Here is a 17,645-nt window from a genome sequence, read left to right as displayed (position 1 = left end):
ATGGCTTCCTAGGTATCTGCATCGAAATCAAAGCTTGGTGGCCTAATAGATAATCAAAATAAAGTGTAGTCATTACAAAAAAATAATTTGTGACGGAGTGTAAGCAGTCAATGAAAATCAATTATGAGTACTATTCCAGCAACAGTATTTCCAAGGGATTGGTTCAAGAAGTTTCTGTGTCAGCGAAGTTTCAGCGTCATAAACCCAAGCTTGGATACGGTGGATGCTTGCTTATGGCTGCAGCGGCATTATCTGCACATAGCGCCAATGCCGCTGAACCTGAGAAGAAACTTGTTTTAGAAGAAATAGTCGTTACTGCACAGAAGCGAGAAGAAAGTGCAATGGACACGCCGCTGTCATTAACAGCGCTTAATTCCCAGTCTATGGAGGATCGACAGGTTGATTCTCTTGAGGATATTAATCTAGTGGCTCCCGGTGTGAGGAGCGGTATGACCAACGGTGTGAATCGGCTATTTATTCGTGGTATTGGTCTGCAATCCTTTGCGTCGGGAAGTGATGCCAGCGCCGGGTTTTATGTTGATGGTGTGTTTGTAGGGCGTCCAAGCTTTCAAATTACCTCTTTCTTTGATGTCGACCGCCTTGAGGTGGTGCGAGGTCCTCAAGGTACACTTTATGGGCGAAATGCCACGGCTGGGGCTGTGAATTTGTTAACTCAGCGTCCGACTGAAGAGTTCAGTGGCTATGTGGATATTACGGCAGGTAACTATAAGTTGTTAAGTACCACGGGCGCTGTCTCTGGTCCTCTCAACACTGAAGGTAGCGTTCGTGGACGTTTGGCCTTCAATACCTTGAACCGTGATGGTTACGGTACTGACCTTGCACAAAATCATCCTGTGAATGACGCCAATCAACGTTCGTTTCGCGGAACATTAGAGTTTTTCCCCTCCGATGATCTGGATGTTACTTTAATAGCTGAGCATCACCTTGAAAATGACAATAACTATTACACCATGTCATTTGGGGCCTACCCCGGCTATACCTTGGAGGGGGTCTCTGATACCGGCGATATTCCTGCGGGCATTGAAGAAAGTAACAGTTTTGACGCGGCTACGGACTTACGTGGTAATACCAACACACGAGAGGCATCTGCTCTGACGGCGTTGGTGAATTATGATATCAACGATATGTTTTCATTTAGCTCTATTACCGGTTGGCGAAAAGGCAGTCGTGTCAATGACACCAACTCTGACAATACTTCTGCGGGTTTGATTAACACTTATTACCATGAAGATAATGAGCAATTTAGCCAAGAGTTTCAGCTGAACTACGAAGCTGCAGATTTGAGTGTAGTGGCGGGTTTGTATTATTACGAAGAAGACATTACTAACTACGTATTGGTGCCTTTTGTGCAGTTTGATGAGCCAGGGGAGCCACCTGTTGAGTATATTCAAGATGGAACAATGGATATATCTGCAATAGCGGCATTTACCCAGGCAACGTATTCTGTAACGGATAAATTTAGAGCGACTTTAGGGTTGAGGTATAGCCGTGAAACCAGAGAGCATGTGGGCCAGTTTACGGGGCTGTTTGTTCCTGTTTACAACACCGATGCAGATAAAACCTGGTCTTCTGTAACGCCAAAAGTCGGATTTGAATACGATGTGACACCCGATACCTTGCTATATGCTTCTTGGACTGAAGGCTTTAAAAGCGGTACCTATAATGTAGGTCAAAATAATTCTTCAGAAAGTAATCCAGATGGTGTTGTCAATCCGGAAGAAGTGCAAGCCTATGAAGTAGGGTTTAAATCCCGTCTCATGGATGGCCGTGTGGAGTTATCTGGTGCAGGTTTTTGGTATGACTACACTGACCTTCAAGTTAACAAAATCATAGGAATTGCGACGCTGACAGTGAATGCGGGTGAAGCAGAAAACAAAGGTATTGAATTGGCTACCCGGGCTCAGCTTACAGAGCGTATTGCCTTGGATGCTAACCTCACATGGATTGATGCAACGTTTACAGACTTTAGTTCTACTAACCCATTATTTCCGGATGAAGGAGAGCAAGATTTAACGGGCAACCAGTTGCCTGGCGCACCGGAGTATGCTGCTGGCATAGGTCTCTCTTATACGGTTCCAATGGATAGTGGCGCTTTAGTTACCGCACGATTGGATGCATCTTACAGCGACAACATTTACTTCTCTGAGTTTAATGACAAGGCAATTTCGCAAGAGAGTGTGACCAAAATAAATACCCTTGTTCGCTATGAAAGTGCTGGTGGTGATTATTCCGTTACGTTGTGGGGTAAAAATATTACCGATGAGTATATTGCCAGCAATATCACCTTGGGTGTTGGCTTGTCGGGTTTCCCGAGATACGGTGCGGTTGAGCCGCCAAGAACATTTGGTGTAACACTGGGTATGAAGTTTTAATAACAGGCTGATTATTTGCCGTGCTGGCCGGTGTTGTATGTGATAAGTCATATGCAACATCGGTTTTGAGTATTTTAGTCATTGGTATTATAGACAGGCAAGTACCATGTTTTCATTGATTGTCTGTATTAAGCGTAAGCAAGGGTGGTCGGCTGTAAAATTTTCTGAATATTGGCGTGATATTCATGCCGATTTAATTAGAAAAAATACGGAATTTTCACGCTATCTTGTTGACTACAAACAATACCATCAAGAGTCTGATATTGAGGGTAGTGTTAAAACTTTTGGCGATGTTATTCGTGATTTTGACGGTATCGCAGTGCTCACTTTTTTATCACGAGAGCATTGGCAGTTGGCTATTCAAGAGCGACAGTACATAGATAATATTCGCCCCGATGAATTTCATTTTATTGATATTAAACGCTGTAGAACATTTTTCATGAACGCGGTAAATGCCTTGTCGATAAATGATGGCGACTAGCAGTCAGAGTTGCGTGGCCGACAAGTATTGAACCTGTGTCACATGCGGCCTTGGAGTAAAGAATGAATACGAAAATATCTCATGCAGAAGTGCCACTTGCGCATCCAGATTGCCTTTTTATAGACGGAGCTTGGGTTAAGCCTCTGTCAGGTAAAATGTTTGATATTAAGTCACCGGCTACTGAAGCGCTTTATATGCAAGTTGCAGAAGCATCAGAAGACGATATTAACTTGGCCGTTACCGCCGCTCGCAATGCCTTTGATAGCGGGCCGTGGTCGCAAATGACGCATGCCAAGCGTGCATCTTATCTCCGAGCAATGGCTGATGAATTGGCTAAGCGATCTGATGACGTTGCCAATATTTGGCCAAATGAAATGGGTATTGTTCATGCGGTTGCCGGTGCTTTTTCAGCGACGATTCCCGATGTCTACCGTTATTACGCGGATTTAAGTGAGAGCTTTCCCTTTGAAGAGGCGTTTCCTAATCCTCCGGGCGGGGGGGAAATTGCACTATTGGTAAAAGAGCCGGTTGGTGTAGTCGGTACTATTATTCCTTGGAATGCGCCGATTAATATTATGGCGTATACCATTGCCCCCGCATTATTGGCGGGGTGCACTGTGGTTCTTAAGTCCTCTCCAGAGGCGCCCGGAGGTGGCTATATCATGGCGGAGATTGCCGAGGCGATTGGTCTACCCGCTGGCGTACTTAATGTGGTGACTGCTGACCGGGAAGCATCGGAGCGGCTGGTGCGCCACCCTGGCGTTGATAAAATCAGTTTTACGGGCTCAAATGTTGCGGGCAGAAAAATTGGCGCCATTTGTGCGGATCGCATAGCTCGATGCACTCTAGAGCTGGGCGGAAAATCTGCGGCGGTGATTCTCGACGACTACGATTTAAAGGAAGCGGCAGAAGCTATTGGAAGCTTTTCTTGTTTTTTGAGTGGTCAGGTTTGCTCATCGCTAACCCGGGTTATTGTGACTAAAGATAGACATGATGAATTTGTGGCGGCGCTAACGGCGGTTTATGCCAATATAAAAATAGGTGACCCCTTTGATCCAGAAACGCAGTTAGGGCCTTTGGTTTCCGAACGCCAGCTTGCCCGAGTTGAAGAGTATATTGAAATAGCAAAAAATGAAGGTGCGACTCTTGCGTTTGGTGGCGAGCGTCCAGCCGATCTTGATCAAGGTTTTTATATTCAGCCAACGCTGTTCTCTAATGTGGGCAATGATTTTCGGATTGCAAGAGAAGAGGTCTTTGGCCCTGTTCTCTGCGTAATACCTGCCGAGAATGAGGAGCATGCCATCGAATTGGCCAACGATACCGTATTTGGATTAAACAATTCGGTGTTTACCAATAATATTGATCGCGCTTACGCGGTTGCTCGGCAATTACGGTCTGGAACGGTTGGTCACAATGTTTTTCGCAGTGACATGATGATTGGGTTTGGTGGGTTTAAACAGTCGGGTATTGGCAGGCAAGGTGGGGTAGCTGGACTTGCTGCCTATTTGGAAAATAAAACCGTTATCTTGAATGATATTCCGTCGCACGTCGTATAAGTCTGAATTAGCAGGGTAGTATTTTATGAACAGTGAAACTTTAAAGAGCGTTGAGCCTGTTGTTCCGGAGGACATTGCCAGGATTGTGGTTTCGGGTAAATCTTATGCTCACGATGATGTGATTTATCCAGCTTTTAAATGGTTGCGGGGTAATATGCCTTTGGGGAAAGCTTACCTAGACGAGTATGACCCTATTTGGCTGGTAACCAAGTACGATGATGTGATGGAGATTTCCCGGGATGCAGATACCTATAAAAATGGTATTCACAATGTTTTGCTGCAAACCCGAGAGAGTGATGAATTTACGCGAAAAATGATGAATGGGAAGATCCGTAGCCTGAATTCGCTGGCTTTTATGGATGCCCATGAGCATAAAACCTACCGCGATATTACGGCGAAATGGTTTATGCCTAACCTGATAAAGCGTTATGAACAGCGTATTCGTGAAATAGCCAAAGAATCTGTCGATGAGTTTTTTGCGCTTGGTGGCGAGTGCGACTTTGTTAAAGACTTTGCGCTTTATTATCCGCTCCGCGTCATTATGGATTTGATCGGCATTCCCCGTGAAGACGAAGCTATCATGCTGAAGCTGACGCAAGAGTTGTTTGCGGGGGAAGATCCTGATGAGCGCCGTGAGGGGGTGGATCTTGGCCCTGACGCAGTGGCCCGTGCCTGGCATGCGACGATGATGGAGTTTTATGATTATTTTCGGGGGCTCAGTGCTGAGCGACAAAAGAACCCTAAAGATGATCTTATTTCATTGATTGCCAATCATCGGGTTGATGGTGAGCGAATTGATGAGGCCCATGAGTTTGATTACTACATCGCGGTTGCAACAGCGGGGCATGATACGACTTCTACTGCAGCTTCGGGTGGGGTGTTAGGTTTGATTCAATATCCTGAGCAGTTTGATTTGTTGAAATCAGATATTGGTTTGGTCGACAAGTTTGTGACCGAGTCGATTCGCTGGACAACGCCAATAAAGCATTTTATGAGGACGGCGTCGCGGGATGTAGAGCTGCGTGGGCAGTTAATCCACAAGAATGACCGCTTAATGCTTTGCTACCCTTCGGCTAACCGGGACCCTGATCGGTTTACTGATCCGGATGCATTTGTTATTGACCGTCGACCTAACCAACATTTGGCCTTTGGCAATGGCTTGCATATGTGCTTGGGGCAGCACCTTGCTCGCCTGGATATGCGGATACTGTTCCAGGAGTTAATCCCTAGGTTGAATTCCATCGAGTTAACGGGCACCCCCAAGTTTATAGAAGCAACATTTACCAGCGGTTTAAAAACAATGCCGGTGCGCTATACGGGAGGGTAAACACAGACTTTTGCGGGTGTGCTCTGCTCCAGGGGCGTAAGGGTGTAGGGCACTCTAGCCTTGGCTTGTCTAATTAAGTGATAATGACGCCTCTAACGGTACCTGTGATAGAGCTACCTGTATTAATGTTTTTGATTGCGGCAAGGTTTTAATTAATGGCAGCTAATAAAAATTCGAGACCCGCCACCCGGCTTTCTGCGGAAGACCGCAAAGCAGAAATTTTGCATGTTGCGCGCAAGGTCTTGGCAGAAGTGCAATTTGAAAACTTTTTACCCTCGGTGGTGGCGGATCGTTGCGGCTTATCTGAAGGGTCGATTTATCGTTACTTTCCCTCTAAGCAAGATTTACTGGTTTCGATTGCTGAGCAACGTATGCTCGAAGTTATTAAAGCAGACCCGGAATTAGATAAAGTAGGCGATATATTTACTCGCTTGAGAAATGTGATTTTTCATAGTCTTGAGGTTATTCATCAGGAACCGGCCATTACCCGGTTTATTTTTGTGAATGTTCGGATAGACAGTAATTACCCCAATACCAAACTCTATGCCTTAAATGGTGACTTTACGCGACGTACGACTGACGTGGTAAGGGATGCTATCGATACCGGTATATTTAGAAATGATATTGCTATTCCAGTTGTTCGGGATATTATTTTTGGGGCGATAGAGCATCAGATGTGGCCGTATCTCAGGAAGGATCACGATGCACCACCGCTGGAAAAGGTCGCGGATGATATTGCCAATACCGTTTACAGAGGGTTGGCTGTCTCCCCCCCTGTTAACACTGAGGTGATTGCTGATGCGCTTGCGAGGGCAAGGGTGGATATGCGAAAAATTGAAGGCGAACTGGCTTTTATTCAAGATACCGTGGGTATTCAAGACGACAGCATTTGATTACTGTTCTGTGGTTTTGGGGCTGGGCCGTCACGCCGTCTACCTAGATTGAATAACAGGCCATGCCAATTATTACATTGTTTCTAGAAACTCACGCATCTCATCGACATCTCGTAGTCTTTCTCGAATACGGCTACGTTGAATACTATTTTCTGGGGCTTCTTTATAGGCGTAGCGCAATTGTGATTGGGCACGTTGAAACTGGCCGTTGAGAATGAAGTATTCGCTTCTGGCCAAATGAACTCCCAGAATATTACCTGCCAGCCCTCGGACTTCTGCTAAGTCATACCACAGTTGCGGATCACCCTCCCGGTGCTTGCTTTGTTCGCTGAGTAGAGCGTCTGCTTCATCGAAACGATCGGCTTCTTGTAAGGCCTCAGCTAACATCATTGTGAGGGGATGGTTGTGAGGAGAAATATCCAGCCGTTTTTTCAGTAGAATGATGGCATCGCGGTAGTTCTTCTTGCCCATTTGTATTTCGGCTTCTGCCAGTTGATAGGCGATCCGGCCGCTGTCTTGCTTTAATAATGGCTGCAGTTGCTCCTCGGCTTGATCCCATTTTTTCAGCTGAATGAGGGCAAAGGCGATGCCATAGCGTCGGGCTTCACCGTTGCTACCTTCCTCGTTTTGCCATTGCTTAATAAGGTTGGCTTTGTTGCTGCTGTGGTGCACTTCCATCCGCTTTTTAATGAGTTGGTAGTTCAGGTTGTCGGTGTAGACCTTGCGAGGATATTGCCGGGCACGGTTGCGGCTGTCGTTAATACGGCTTTCTGTGAGCGGGTGGGTGAGCAGAAACTCGGGCGGATTCGCCCCCCGAAACCGGTACTGGGCATTCATGTTCTCAAACATGGTGGGTATGCCATTGGGGTCCATGTCTGAGCGCGTCATGGTTTCCATGCCCACCCGGTCGGCTTCTTGCTCGTGTTCCCGGCTAAAGCGCAGCTGTTTGTCCAGTGCGGCTGCTTGGGTGGCGGTGATGGCGGCAAGCCCTGCATCGGTACCGGTGGTGGCAGCCAATACTACCCCGGCAAGAATCCCCGCTAGTGTAGGAATCGTGCTTTGTGCGGCTTTGTCCAGGGAGCGGGAAAAATGGCGTTGGCTTAAGTGGGCAATCTCGTGGGCGATAACGCCTGCCAGTTGGGCTTCGTTGTCGGTATTCAAGAATAGACCGCTATGTATACCGATGACACCACCGGGAACGGCAAAGGCGTTAATGGTAGGGTTGTCCACTAAAACCGTTTCTAAGCGGCGATCTTTTAGCTCGCTATTGGCGGCAAGCTTGTACAGTAGCGATTCGATATAGTCCTGGGCCAAAGGATCGTTTATGGTTTCTGCTTGGCTGCGGAAGATTTTCAGCCAAGTACGGCCCAGTTTGTACTCCTGTTGGGTGGAGTAGCGGGAGGCCGTTACATCGCCAAGGTCAGGCAGCGCCAGTTCATCGTTGGCACTGGCCAGAGAACTGCTTGTTATAACCAGCGTGCTGCTCGTGATAAGCAAAGCAACAATACACAAAAAACGTTTCAACACGATTAACCCTTAAGCGGTTTCACTCTTTTATACGATCTAGCTGATCATACTAGAGCACTGACTGTTCGACATAATTATTCGCTATAAGTGCCTGTTTGCTGTTGCCGGTAGCGAGCTATACTGGGCGCCGTTTAGGCATTTTTATTTATTGATTGTGTTTAGGTACATCATGCAGCATGTGGATCAGCAACTGGACGCGCAGGGCTTAGATTGCCCTATGCCGTTACTAAAAGCCAAACAAGCACTGAATAAATTGCTGTCTGGGCAGGTTTTGGAGATTTTGGCCACCGATGCCGGATCGCAGCGGGACTTTGATGCGTTTGCACGGCAAAGTGGCAACGTTTTGTTGCTAAGTGAGCTGGAGCATGGCGTTTTTCGATATTTGATACAAAAGAAGTAGCTGCCCCGTCTATGTGATGTTGTGCTGGCTGTAAAGGAGTTTCAATGTTAGCAACCTTTCGTTCATGGTTTGATCGCCTGTTTGCGGAGGAAGAAACCGTTGTTCTGCTGCTGATTTTGGTGGGCAGCTTTTTACTCATGTTTGTATTGGGTAATGTGTTGGTGCCGCTAATTGCCAGTGTTGTGCTGGCGTTTATGATTCAGGGACTCATTGCGCGACTCGTCAGGATGGGGGCCAGTCACTGGTTGGCTCTTGCTGTGGCGTATGGGGTGTTTTTGGTGGTGTTTTTTGGCGTGTTAACGCTGCTGTTGCCCTTGGTCTGGCAGCAGTCCACCAACCTCTTTCAAGAGGCGCCAGCAATGATGCGTAAGTTGCAGCAGGCCTTGTTGGTGTTGCCCGAACGCTCTGAGCTTTTTACAGAGGCGCAAATTAAGGAGTGGATGGGGGTCATTACCACTAAAATGGGGTCGGCGGGGCAGTATTTGCTGTCATTTTCCATTGCGCAGCTGCCCAATGTGGTGGGGCTGCTGATTAATATTATCCTTATCCCTATATTGGTGTTCTTTTTCTTAAAAGATAAACGCACAATTTTGAATTGGTTGTCTGGGTTTCTTCCTGACCGGAGGCCGTTGTTGACGGTTATCTGGAATGAGATGAATGTCCAGGTGGCCAACTACGTCAGGGGCAAAGCAATCGAGATTGTCATTGTTGGCAGCGTCTCATATGTCAGTTTTGTGGTTATGGGGCTGAACTATCCGGCTTTGTTAGGGCTGTTGGTGGGCTTATCCGTGGTTATTCCGTATATCGGCGCTGCCGTAGTCACCATTCCGGTGTTGCTGGTGGGGTATTTACAGTGGGGCTGGGGAGGGGAATTTCTTACCCTTGCGATTGTCTACGGAGTGATTCAAGCCCTAGACGGCAACGTGTTAGTACCCCTGTTGTTTTCTGAAGCCGTTAATATGCATCCTGTGGCGATTATTGTCGCGGTGCTGGTGTTTGGCGGTTTATGGGGCTTATGGGGCGTGTTTTTTGCTATTCCCTTGGCGACGCTGGTCAAAGCTATTCTCTACGCCTGGCCGACACGCGACCGCCTACCCGATGTGTCGACAGCGGAAACTAGCCATGATTAACGTATCGTCTCGATAATAAGCCGTTATTTGAAGAAAGGAAGTTTTGTGACGCAGTTGAAAAAGCTCTTTATCGCATTTGTTGTTTTTCAGGTTGCTGCTTGCAGTTGGCAGCCTTTTTCAGGAAAAGATGAGAATGTAGCCAAACCCCTTGCGGATAGCCGGGACTACCGCTTTGTTGAGCTAGACAACGGCCTTAAAGTGCTGCTGGTCTCAGACCCCAATACGGACAAGGCGGGTGCATCTTTAGATGTGAATGTAGGCAGTCGCCAAGACCCTGCCGACTATCAAGGCCTGGCGCATTTTCTAGAGCATATGCTGTTTTTGGGTACCGCTAAATACCCTCGTGCGGGAGAGTATCAGGAGTTTATTGTTGCCCACGGCGGCAGTCACAATGCTTTTACTAGCTTTGAGGATACCAATTACTTCTTTGATATTAGTGCTGACTCCTTGGCGCCTGCGCTAGATCGCTTTTCACAGTTTTTTTCGGCGCCGCTGTTTAACGCTGAGTTTGTTCAGCGTGAAGTGAATGCGGTGAATTCCGAGTTTAGCGCCAAGCTGAGGGACGATCGGCGCCGCGAGCTGTCGGTTTTTAAAGCCCAGCTGAATAAAAATCACCCGTTTTCTAAGTTCTCCGTTGGTAACCTGCAAACCTTGCAGAGCCAAAAACCGGATGCGCTTCGAGAGCAGCTGCTGAGCTTTTATCAGCGGTATTACTCGGCGGATTTGATGACCCTGACGGTTGTCGGTAAAGAATCCCTCGATGAGTTAGAGGCGATGGTGCTACCTCGCTTTGAAACGATTGAAAACCGCTATGTCGATATCGAGCCGATTACCGAGCCCTTGTTTGTAGCTGATACCTTACCTCGTTGGTTGGAGATAGAACCTATACAGAACAAGCGAGTCCTGTCTATTGGTTTTCCGGTACCCGATCCCCAGCCGTTCTGGCGTACCAAGCCTCTCAACTACATCGGCAATGTGTTAGGACACGAAGGCCAAGGCAGTTTGTTGTCGGTGCTTAAAGCAAAAGGCTGGGCTGAGTCCCTGAGTGCGGGCCAAAGTTTTTCTTACAAAGGCGGGGCGGTGTTCGGGCTGGAAGTGAATCTCACCCAAGCCGGACAGGAAAAAGCCGACCAAATTGTGGCGTTGGTCTTTGAAAACATCCGCCTGCTTCGAGAAGAAGGGGTTGAGGCGTGGCGCTTTAAAGAACAGCGAGGCTTATCGAATCAGCAATTTTTATTCCGAACGCCACCGGCGGTGATTCAGGATGTAGTGGGGCTTTCTATGGCCCTGCAAGAATATCCTGCAGAAGAAGTGATTCGTGGCAGCTACGTCATGAGTGATTTTGAACCCGCTATTATTGATCGCTTTCTCGATGCGCTGCGTCCTGATAACAGCTTTATTACCCTGGTCGCGCCGGGGCTGGAAACAAGCAAAAGAGTTGAGCGTTACAAGGTGGCTTATGGCGTTCGTGAGCTAACGCCCGCACTATTTCAGTCGTGGAAGCAAGCGCCCGCATCTGAACTGGGGCTGCCGCCGGTAAACCCCTTTGTGGCTGATGAGTTTGATTTGCTGAGCAATGATAACGCCAGTGGCCCAAGGTCACTTGGGACAGTGGACGGGGTGGCGCTGTGGTTAAACACAGATGATACGTATGAGGTGCCGAAGGGCCGAAGTTATTTGCTGCTGCAAACACCTGAAGCTGAAAGCAGCTTGAACCAACAGGTCAAAACAGCTTTGTGGTTGCGCATGGTGCAAGATCAGCTAAATGAGCTTTCTTATCCTGCTCAGCTGGCGGGATTGAGTTTTTCGCTGTCCTCCAGCTGGCGAGGGATTGAGATTAATATTGGTGGCTATAATCAAAAGCAAGCTGAGTTGCTAGTCGCTGTTATAGACGCTCTTAAGCACACTGAATGGGATCAAGCTCGGTTTGATCGTATTAAAGCCCAGCGTTTGCGGCAGTTTGAAAATGCGCGTAAAAGTGGTCCCTATGAGCAGCTCGTGACGGATTTGCCCCGGTTGCTGATGAAAGACCAGGCAAGCTTAAAGGCCACGCGCGAGGCAACCTCCCAAGCTGACATGGCCGCAGTGGCGGCGCACTCGGAGTCATTGTTGAAGGGGTTTTCTTTGACAATGTTGGTCGATGGTAATTTTGATGAGTCCAGTGCCACAGCCTTGGCTGAGGTTGCGGCTCAAAACCTACCCCAGGCAAAACTAACAAAACCGGTTCAGCAGGTCACAAAGCTGCCTGTGAATGAATATTTGTGGCCGGTAAAGACCCGTCATGATGACGCGGCAATTCTCCAATATCTGCAGTCATCCCAAACTGGCAATACTGCGAGAGTGGCAATGGGGCTAATGGCGCAAATTATGAGTGCCGATTTCTACTACCAGCTCCGCACAGAAAAGCAGTTGGGCTATATTGTTAGTGCCGGGGTCTACCCTATTCGTGAGGTGCCTGGTATTTATTTTATTGTTCAGTCACCCGTGGCCGGGCCTGCAACACTGCAAAAGGAAGTGGCTGGCTATTTAAGCAACTGGCTAGCGCAGGGCGTCAGCCCCGAGGTGTTTGCCAAGCATAAGCAAAGCTTGATAAAACGTTTAGCCGAGCAGCCAGAAAATATTTGGGAGGCTGCTGACCGGCACTGGCGTGATTTGCTGGAGCACTATCCTGAGTTCGATAGTCGTGAGCAGTTAATCGCGGCACTTGAGGCGCTGAATTATCAGCAGTGGTGGCAGATGGTGTCTCAGGATTTGCAGCAACGTCGGGGTGTGTTGCTCTACACCCAGGGTAAGTGGCCGGATGAACAACCTTCGGGTAAGGCGGTTAACGCGTTACCAGCGTTTAAATCAGCGCTTCCAGTTGAGCAATTTCACTGATTGAAAAATGCGCTAAGTGATTGTTTTTGATAATGGAAACTATATGTATTTTTTAAATAAATACCTAGGTTTTCTTGATTTATAATGCGGCGGCGGTAGAATCATTGTCGCTGCTGCAAGGTGGAACGTGACCACCAAGCTGCGAAATAACACAGATAATAGGGGTTTTTCTGGCTCAAAAGGCCGGATTCTCGCCCGGACCTAGCCAGGTGATAACCGTCACGAGCAGGCTGACACACATGATTGAACGCTGATCGCGGGCAATCGAGCCGGTTGTAAACGGAACACGCACAAGCGCGATGCTTGCTGGTCTTAGGTGCCATCAGCCCACTTAATATCGAGTTAAGGACTGTGCAATGTATCAAGATCCCGATTTGCGTGAAGATCAAGATCCCCAAGAAACTCAAGAATGGCTTGAAGCGCTAGAAGGCGTTTTAAAATATGGCGGCCGGAGCCGGGCCACGTTTTTAATGCAGCGGCTGGCCAAGTATGCGGCCCGTTCAGGCACCCAGTTACCCTCTGCCATCACCACCTCTTTTCGAAACACCATTGAACCTCGCGATGAAAAACGCATGCCTGGCGATTTGTTTATGGAGCGTAAAATTCGCTCTTTAATACGCTGGAACGCATTGGCGATGGTGATGCGGGCAAATGATAATGAAGACGCATTGGGCGGTCATATATCGTCGTTCTCCTCGTCAGCCACATTGTACGATGTGGGATTTAACTACTTTTTTCGCGGCGGTGAAAAAGCCGATTTAATTTACTACCAAGGCCACAGTTCACCGGGGATGTATGCCCGTTCTTATTTAGAGGGACGTCTGGAAGAATCCCAGCTGGATAATTTCCGCCGTGAGGTGGATGGTAATGGCTTGTCTTCTTATCCCCACCCTTGGTTGATGCCGGATTATTGGCAATTTCCCACAGTGAGCATGGGGCTGGGGCCGATACAGGCGATTTATCAGGCCCATGTTATGAAGTATCAGCACAGCCGTGAGTTGCTTGACCACGGTGACCGAAAAGTGTGGTGCTTTATGGGGGATGGTGAGTGCGATGAACCCGAGTCTTTGGGTGCTATCGGGCTGGCAGGTCGTGAAGAACTCGACAATTTAATTTTTGTTATTAACTGCAACCTCCAGCGTTTAGATGGCCCGGTGCGGGGTAATGGCAAAATTATTCAGGAGCTTGAAGGGGTTTTTCGGGGCGCAGGTTGGAATGTCGTCAAGGTTATATGGGGCCGACTCTGGGATCAGCTGCTGGAAAAAGACACCACCGGTTTATTGCGCAAACGCATGAACGAGGTTGTCGACGGTGAACTGCAGAACTACAAAGCGAATGGCGGTGCCTATACCCGGGAACATTTTTTTGGCAAATATCCAGAACTGCTGGAGTTGGTTAAAGACCTGTCCGATGACGATATTATGTATCTGAACCGGGGTGGCCACGATCCCTATAAAGTGTATGCCGCCTATGCCAATGCGATGGAAACCAAGGGGCGTCCTACCGTCGTGCTGGCGATGACGGTGAAAGGCTACGGTCTTGGCGAGGGCGGTGAAGCCCAGAATGAGGCCCACTCCGTCAAAAAGCTGGATGTTGAGGAATTAAAGAAATTTCGAGACCGTTTTGGGGTGCCGATTAGCGACGACGATCTGGCAAACGTGCCCTATTATCGGCCGCCTGCAGATAGCCCAGAAATGGCGTATATGCATAAACGCCGTCAAGAGTTAGGTGGCTATTTACCGGCCCGGCAAGCGGATTTTGACGCACTGGAAACACCTGCTTTGGACAAGTTTGCCGCGCAAACGAAAAGTACTGGCAAGCGCGAAGTGTCCACCACAATGGCATTCGTCCGGATACTGTCTTCATTGGTTAAGGACAAAACGGTAGGCGAGCGCATCGTGCCGATTGTGCCTGACGAAGCCCGTACTTTTGGCATGGAAGGTATGTTTCGGCAGCTGGGTATTTACTCCTCTCAGGGCCAGCGCTACACCCCGCATGATTCTGACCAGATCATGTTTTATAAAGAAGACAAAAAAGGCCAAATTCTTGAAGAGGGCATCACCGAGTCTGGCGCCTTTTCAGCGTGGTTGGCGGCGGCGACCTCGTATAGCAACCATCATTATCCAATGGTGCCGTTCTATGTTTTTTATTCGATGTTTGGTTTCCAGCGGGTGATGGATTTAACCTGGGCCGCGGGGGATTCTCAGGCCCGAGGCTTTTTGATCGGCGCGACCTCGGGGCGAACTACGCTGAATGGTGAAGGTTTACAGCATCAAGATGGCCAGAGTCATTTAATGGCCAATATGGTGCCCAATTGTGTGTCTTATGATCCGACCTATTCCTATGAGTTGGCGGTGATTGTTCAAGATGGCATGCGACGGATGTATCACGAGAAAGAAAACGTGTTTTATTACATCACGGTGATGAATGAAAACTACTACCACCCGGACCTGCCAGAAGGCGCTGAAACTGGCATTATTAAAGGTCTGTATTGTCTTAAAGAATCCACCGTTAAAAAGCCGAAGCTCAAAGTACAGCTAATGGGCAGTGGCACTATTTTGCGTGAGGTCGAGGCTGCTGCCGAGATACTGAAAAGCAAATTTAAAGTGGATGCTGATGTGTGGAGTGCCACCAGTATTAATCAGTTGCGCCGGGATGGTATGGATTGCGAGCGTTGGAATATGCTCCATCCAGAAGAGTCGCCGCGTATTCCTTATATTGGTCAGCAGCTTAAAGGGCGTCAGGGTCCGGTGATTTGTGCCACCGACTATATTAAGAGCTATGGCGAGCAGCTGCGGCCCTATATTGAGTCGCGCTATGTTGTGTTGGGTACCGACGGTTATGGTCGTTCGGATACTCGCGCTAAGTTGCGTCATCATTTTGAAGTAGATCGAAATTATGTGGTGTTGGCTGCGTTAAAAGCCCTCAGCGATGATGGTCAATTGCCAGCGGCTGATGTGGCCAAGGCGATAAAAACGCTGGGTATTAATCCTGACATCTCCAGTCCTCTGTACCGATAGGCAAAGCGAAAAGGATTCTGTTGTGGCTAATGAAACCATCAAGATTCCCGATTTGGGTGGCGCCGACGGCGTAGAAATTATCGAAGTGAGTGTGGCGGTGGGTGACACCATTGCCGCAGAAGACTCGCTACTGGTATTGGAGTCTGACAAGGCTTCTATGGAAGTGCCTGCCCCAAAAGCCGGAAAAATTAGCAAAATCCTCGTAAATGTTGGCGATACTGTCAGCGAAGGGGACGACATGTTTGAGATCGAAATCGAGTCAGCGGGTGAAGATGAGTCTGCCACTGACGACGCTGGCGACGAGGAAGAGAAAGAACAAGGCGAGGTCGAGGAGGATGAAAAAGCATCGTCAGACGACCAAGGAGAAAAAGCCGAGCAATCTAAAGCCGCTAGTGATAAACCTAAGAGCAGCTCGGTGCGCAAAATTGAAGTGCCTGATATTGGCGGCGAAGCAGAGCTGATCGAGCTTTGTGTTGCTGAGGGCGATGAGGTTGAAGAAGGTGACTCTCTGGTTGTTTTGGAGTCAGATAAAGCATCCATGGAAGTGCCTTCGCCTTACACTGGCGTAATACGCAACTTTAAATTGAAGGTAGGCGACAGTGTTGCCAAAGGCAGTCTGCTAGGAGAAATAGAAGTACAGGCTGAGTCCGAAACAAAACCTGATACAGCGTCGGCAGAAGACCGCGACAGTACCCCGGCACCAGAGCCTGAAGCAAAAGAGTCTGCAGCGAAATCTGAGAAGACGGCTGACTCTGGCGATGACTCATTCCAGTCGTCCAATCCTGCTATGGCGAAGGGGTCGGAGGCCGTATCGGGCCCTACTGTCGAGACTCATCCCGGTGTTTACGCGGGGCCTGCTGTAAGAAAAATGGCCAGAGAGTTTTCTATTCCTTTAGAAGAGGTCAAAGGCTCGGGGCCTCGCGGTCGTATTGTTAAGGAAGATTTACAGGCCTATGTGAAAACATTAACTGAGTCGGATGGCGCTGGGTCTGGCTCGGGTCTGCCCGTTATTCCCGATGTTGATTTCTCCCAGTTTGGGTCGGTGAGGCTTGAAGCGCGCAGCAAGTTAGCCAAACTTACCGCCAAAAATATGCATCGCAGCTGGGTGAACCTGCCCCATGTGACGCAATTTGATGAAACGGATATCACAGAACTTGAGGACTTCCGTAAGAGCTTGAAAGCTGAGGCAGAACAACGGGGCGTGAAGATTACGCCCTTGCCATTTTTACTGAAAGCGGCTGCCGCTGCGCTGCGGGCCCACCCCCAATTTAATGTTTCGCTAAGCAATGATGGTGAAGACATTATCTACAAAGACTACGTGCATATCGGCATCGCAGTGGATACGCCAGCAGGATTGGTTGTGCCAGTGCTGAGAGATGTCGATAAAAAAAGTATTTGGGACTTGGCTGCAGAGACCGCTGAGCTGGCTCAAAAGGCGAAAGACAGAAAGCTCCGGCCCGCAGATATGCAGGGTGGCTGTTTTACTATCTCTAGCTTAGGCGGTATTGGTGGTACTGGGTTTACCCCGATTATTAATGCGCCGGAAGTCGCTATTTTGGGTGTCTCTAAACTGGCAGTAAAACCCGTTTGGGATGGCGAAAGCTTTCAGCCGCGTAAAATGTTGCCGCTGTCGTTGTCCTACGATCATCGCGCGATCAATGGCGCGGATGCAGGCCAATTTTTGACTGAGTTAAATCGATTGCTTGCTGATATTCGTAGATTAGCTTTATAACTCGATTTGCAGAAGCCGTGGCATACACGTGGCATATAATGTATGCCACTTTTTTAGGGCCTAATTTAGGCTGGGTACTTCGCAGGGACGGCTTCTGTGCGCTATATTTGTAGTGTTGCGGCGCCGTCGTAACACTTTTCCCTCTTGGGAATTGCTGCGGAGGTCCGGCTTGATTGTTCAACCCCCAAGCAGTACATCTTTGCTTGCCAAGCCTCGGCCTGGCGACGCTCAATATCGGTTGTTATCCACCGTATCGCAATGGCGATTTCTCCGAATGCCCCTCACTTTTCTTGTGCAAGTTGGCGCATC

General features: G+C 48.5%; 11 protein-coding genes. 10 read left to right on the top strand and 1 reads right to left on the bottom strand.

The features are described from left to right. Positions 1 to 110: 110 nt before the first annotated feature. From IMCC21906_RS13230 to IMCC21906_RS13210, 5 genes are all read left to right on the top strand, one after another. Positions 111 to 2,393, top strand: coding sequence for a TonB-dependent receptor (locus IMCC21906_RS13230; protein WP_052763535.1), 2,283 nt, complete (start codon positions 111 to 113; stop codon positions 2,391 to 2,393). A gap of 106 nt (positions 2,394 to 2,499) precedes the next feature. Beyond that, positions 2,500 to 2,874, top strand: coding sequence for an EthD domain-containing protein (locus IMCC21906_RS13225; protein WP_047012558.1), 375 nt, complete (start codon positions 2,500 to 2,502; stop codon positions 2,872 to 2,874). A 62-nt stretch (positions 2,875 to 2,936) separates the two neighbouring features. Further along, positions 2,937 to 4,430: an aldehyde dehydrogenase gene (locus IMCC21906_RS13220; RefSeq protein ID WP_047012557.1), complete on the top strand. Its 1,494-nt coding sequence runs from the start codon at positions 2,937 to 2,939 to the stop codon at positions 4,428 to 4,430. A 25-nt stretch (positions 4,431 to 4,455) separates the two neighbouring features. After that, positions 4,456 to 5,757 carry a cytochrome P450 gene (locus tag IMCC21906_RS13215; protein WP_047012556.1) on the top strand — a complete coding sequence of 434 codons (1,302 nt, stop codon included), beginning with the start codon at positions 4,456 to 4,458 and terminating at the stop codon, positions 5,755 to 5,757. A 155-nt stretch (positions 5,758 to 5,912) separates the two neighbouring features. Beyond that, positions 5,913 to 6,650 (top strand): TetR/AcrR family transcriptional regulator, encoded by a 738-nt coding sequence (locus IMCC21906_RS13210; RefSeq protein WP_052763534.1) that lies wholly within the window; start codon positions 5,913 to 5,915, stop codon positions 6,648 to 6,650. 72 nt (positions 6,651 to 6,722) lie between these two features. On the opposite strand, the gene IMCC21906_RS13205 is transcribed toward IMCC21906_RS13210, so the two are convergent. Further along, complete coding sequence (locus tag IMCC21906_RS13205; protein WP_047012555.1) at positions 6,723 to 8,177, bottom strand: M48 family metalloprotease; 1,455 nt, start codon at positions 8,175 to 8,177, stop codon at positions 6,723 to 6,725. Between the two features lie 169 nt (positions 8,178 to 8,346). Between IMCC21906_RS13205 and IMCC21906_RS13200 the strand changes: the two genes are divergently transcribed. The 5 genes from IMCC21906_RS13200 (at position 8,347) to aceF (ending at position 17,336) form a co-directional block, all read left to right on the top strand. After that, entirely contained in the window at positions 8,347 to 8,577 is a 231-nt protein-coding gene (locus IMCC21906_RS13200) for a sulfurtransferase TusA family protein (protein WP_047012554.1), read from the top strand. 44 nt (positions 8,578 to 8,621) lie between these two features. Then, on the top strand, positions 8,622 to 9,707 hold the full coding sequence (locus tag IMCC21906_RS13195; protein ID WP_047012553.1) for an AI-2E family transporter: 1,086 nt from the start codon (positions 8,622 to 8,624) through the stop codon (positions 9,705 to 9,707). 45 nt (positions 9,708 to 9,752) lie between these two features. Next, positions 9,753 to 12,584: an insulinase family protein gene (locus IMCC21906_RS13190; RefSeq protein ID WP_047012552.1), complete on the top strand. Its 2,832-nt coding sequence runs from the start codon at positions 9,753 to 9,755 to the stop codon at positions 12,582 to 12,584. A gap of 374 nt (positions 12,585 to 12,958) precedes the next feature. Further along, positions 12,959 to 15,604, top strand: a complete 2,646-nt coding sequence (gene aceE / locus IMCC21906_RS13185; protein WP_047013425.1) for a pyruvate dehydrogenase (acetyl-transferring), homodimeric type — start codon at positions 12,959 to 12,961, stop codon at positions 15,602 to 15,604. Between the two features lie 22 nt (positions 15,605 to 15,626). Next, positions 15,627 to 17,336 carry a dihydrolipoyllysine-residue acetyltransferase gene (gene aceF / locus IMCC21906_RS13180; protein WP_047012551.1) on the top strand — a complete coding sequence of 570 codons (1,710 nt, stop codon included), beginning with the start codon at positions 15,627 to 15,629 and terminating at the stop codon, positions 17,334 to 17,336. The last annotated feature ends 309 nt before the right edge of the window (positions 17,337 to 17,645 follow it).

This window comes from Spongiibacter sp. IMCC21906 (assembly GCF_001010805.1).
Lineage (GTDB): Bacteria > Pseudomonadota > Gammaproteobacteria > Pseudomonadales > Spongiibacteraceae > Spongiibacter.
Note: the sequence above shows the minus strand (reverse complement) of the source record. Positions and strands in the feature narration are given on the sequence as shown.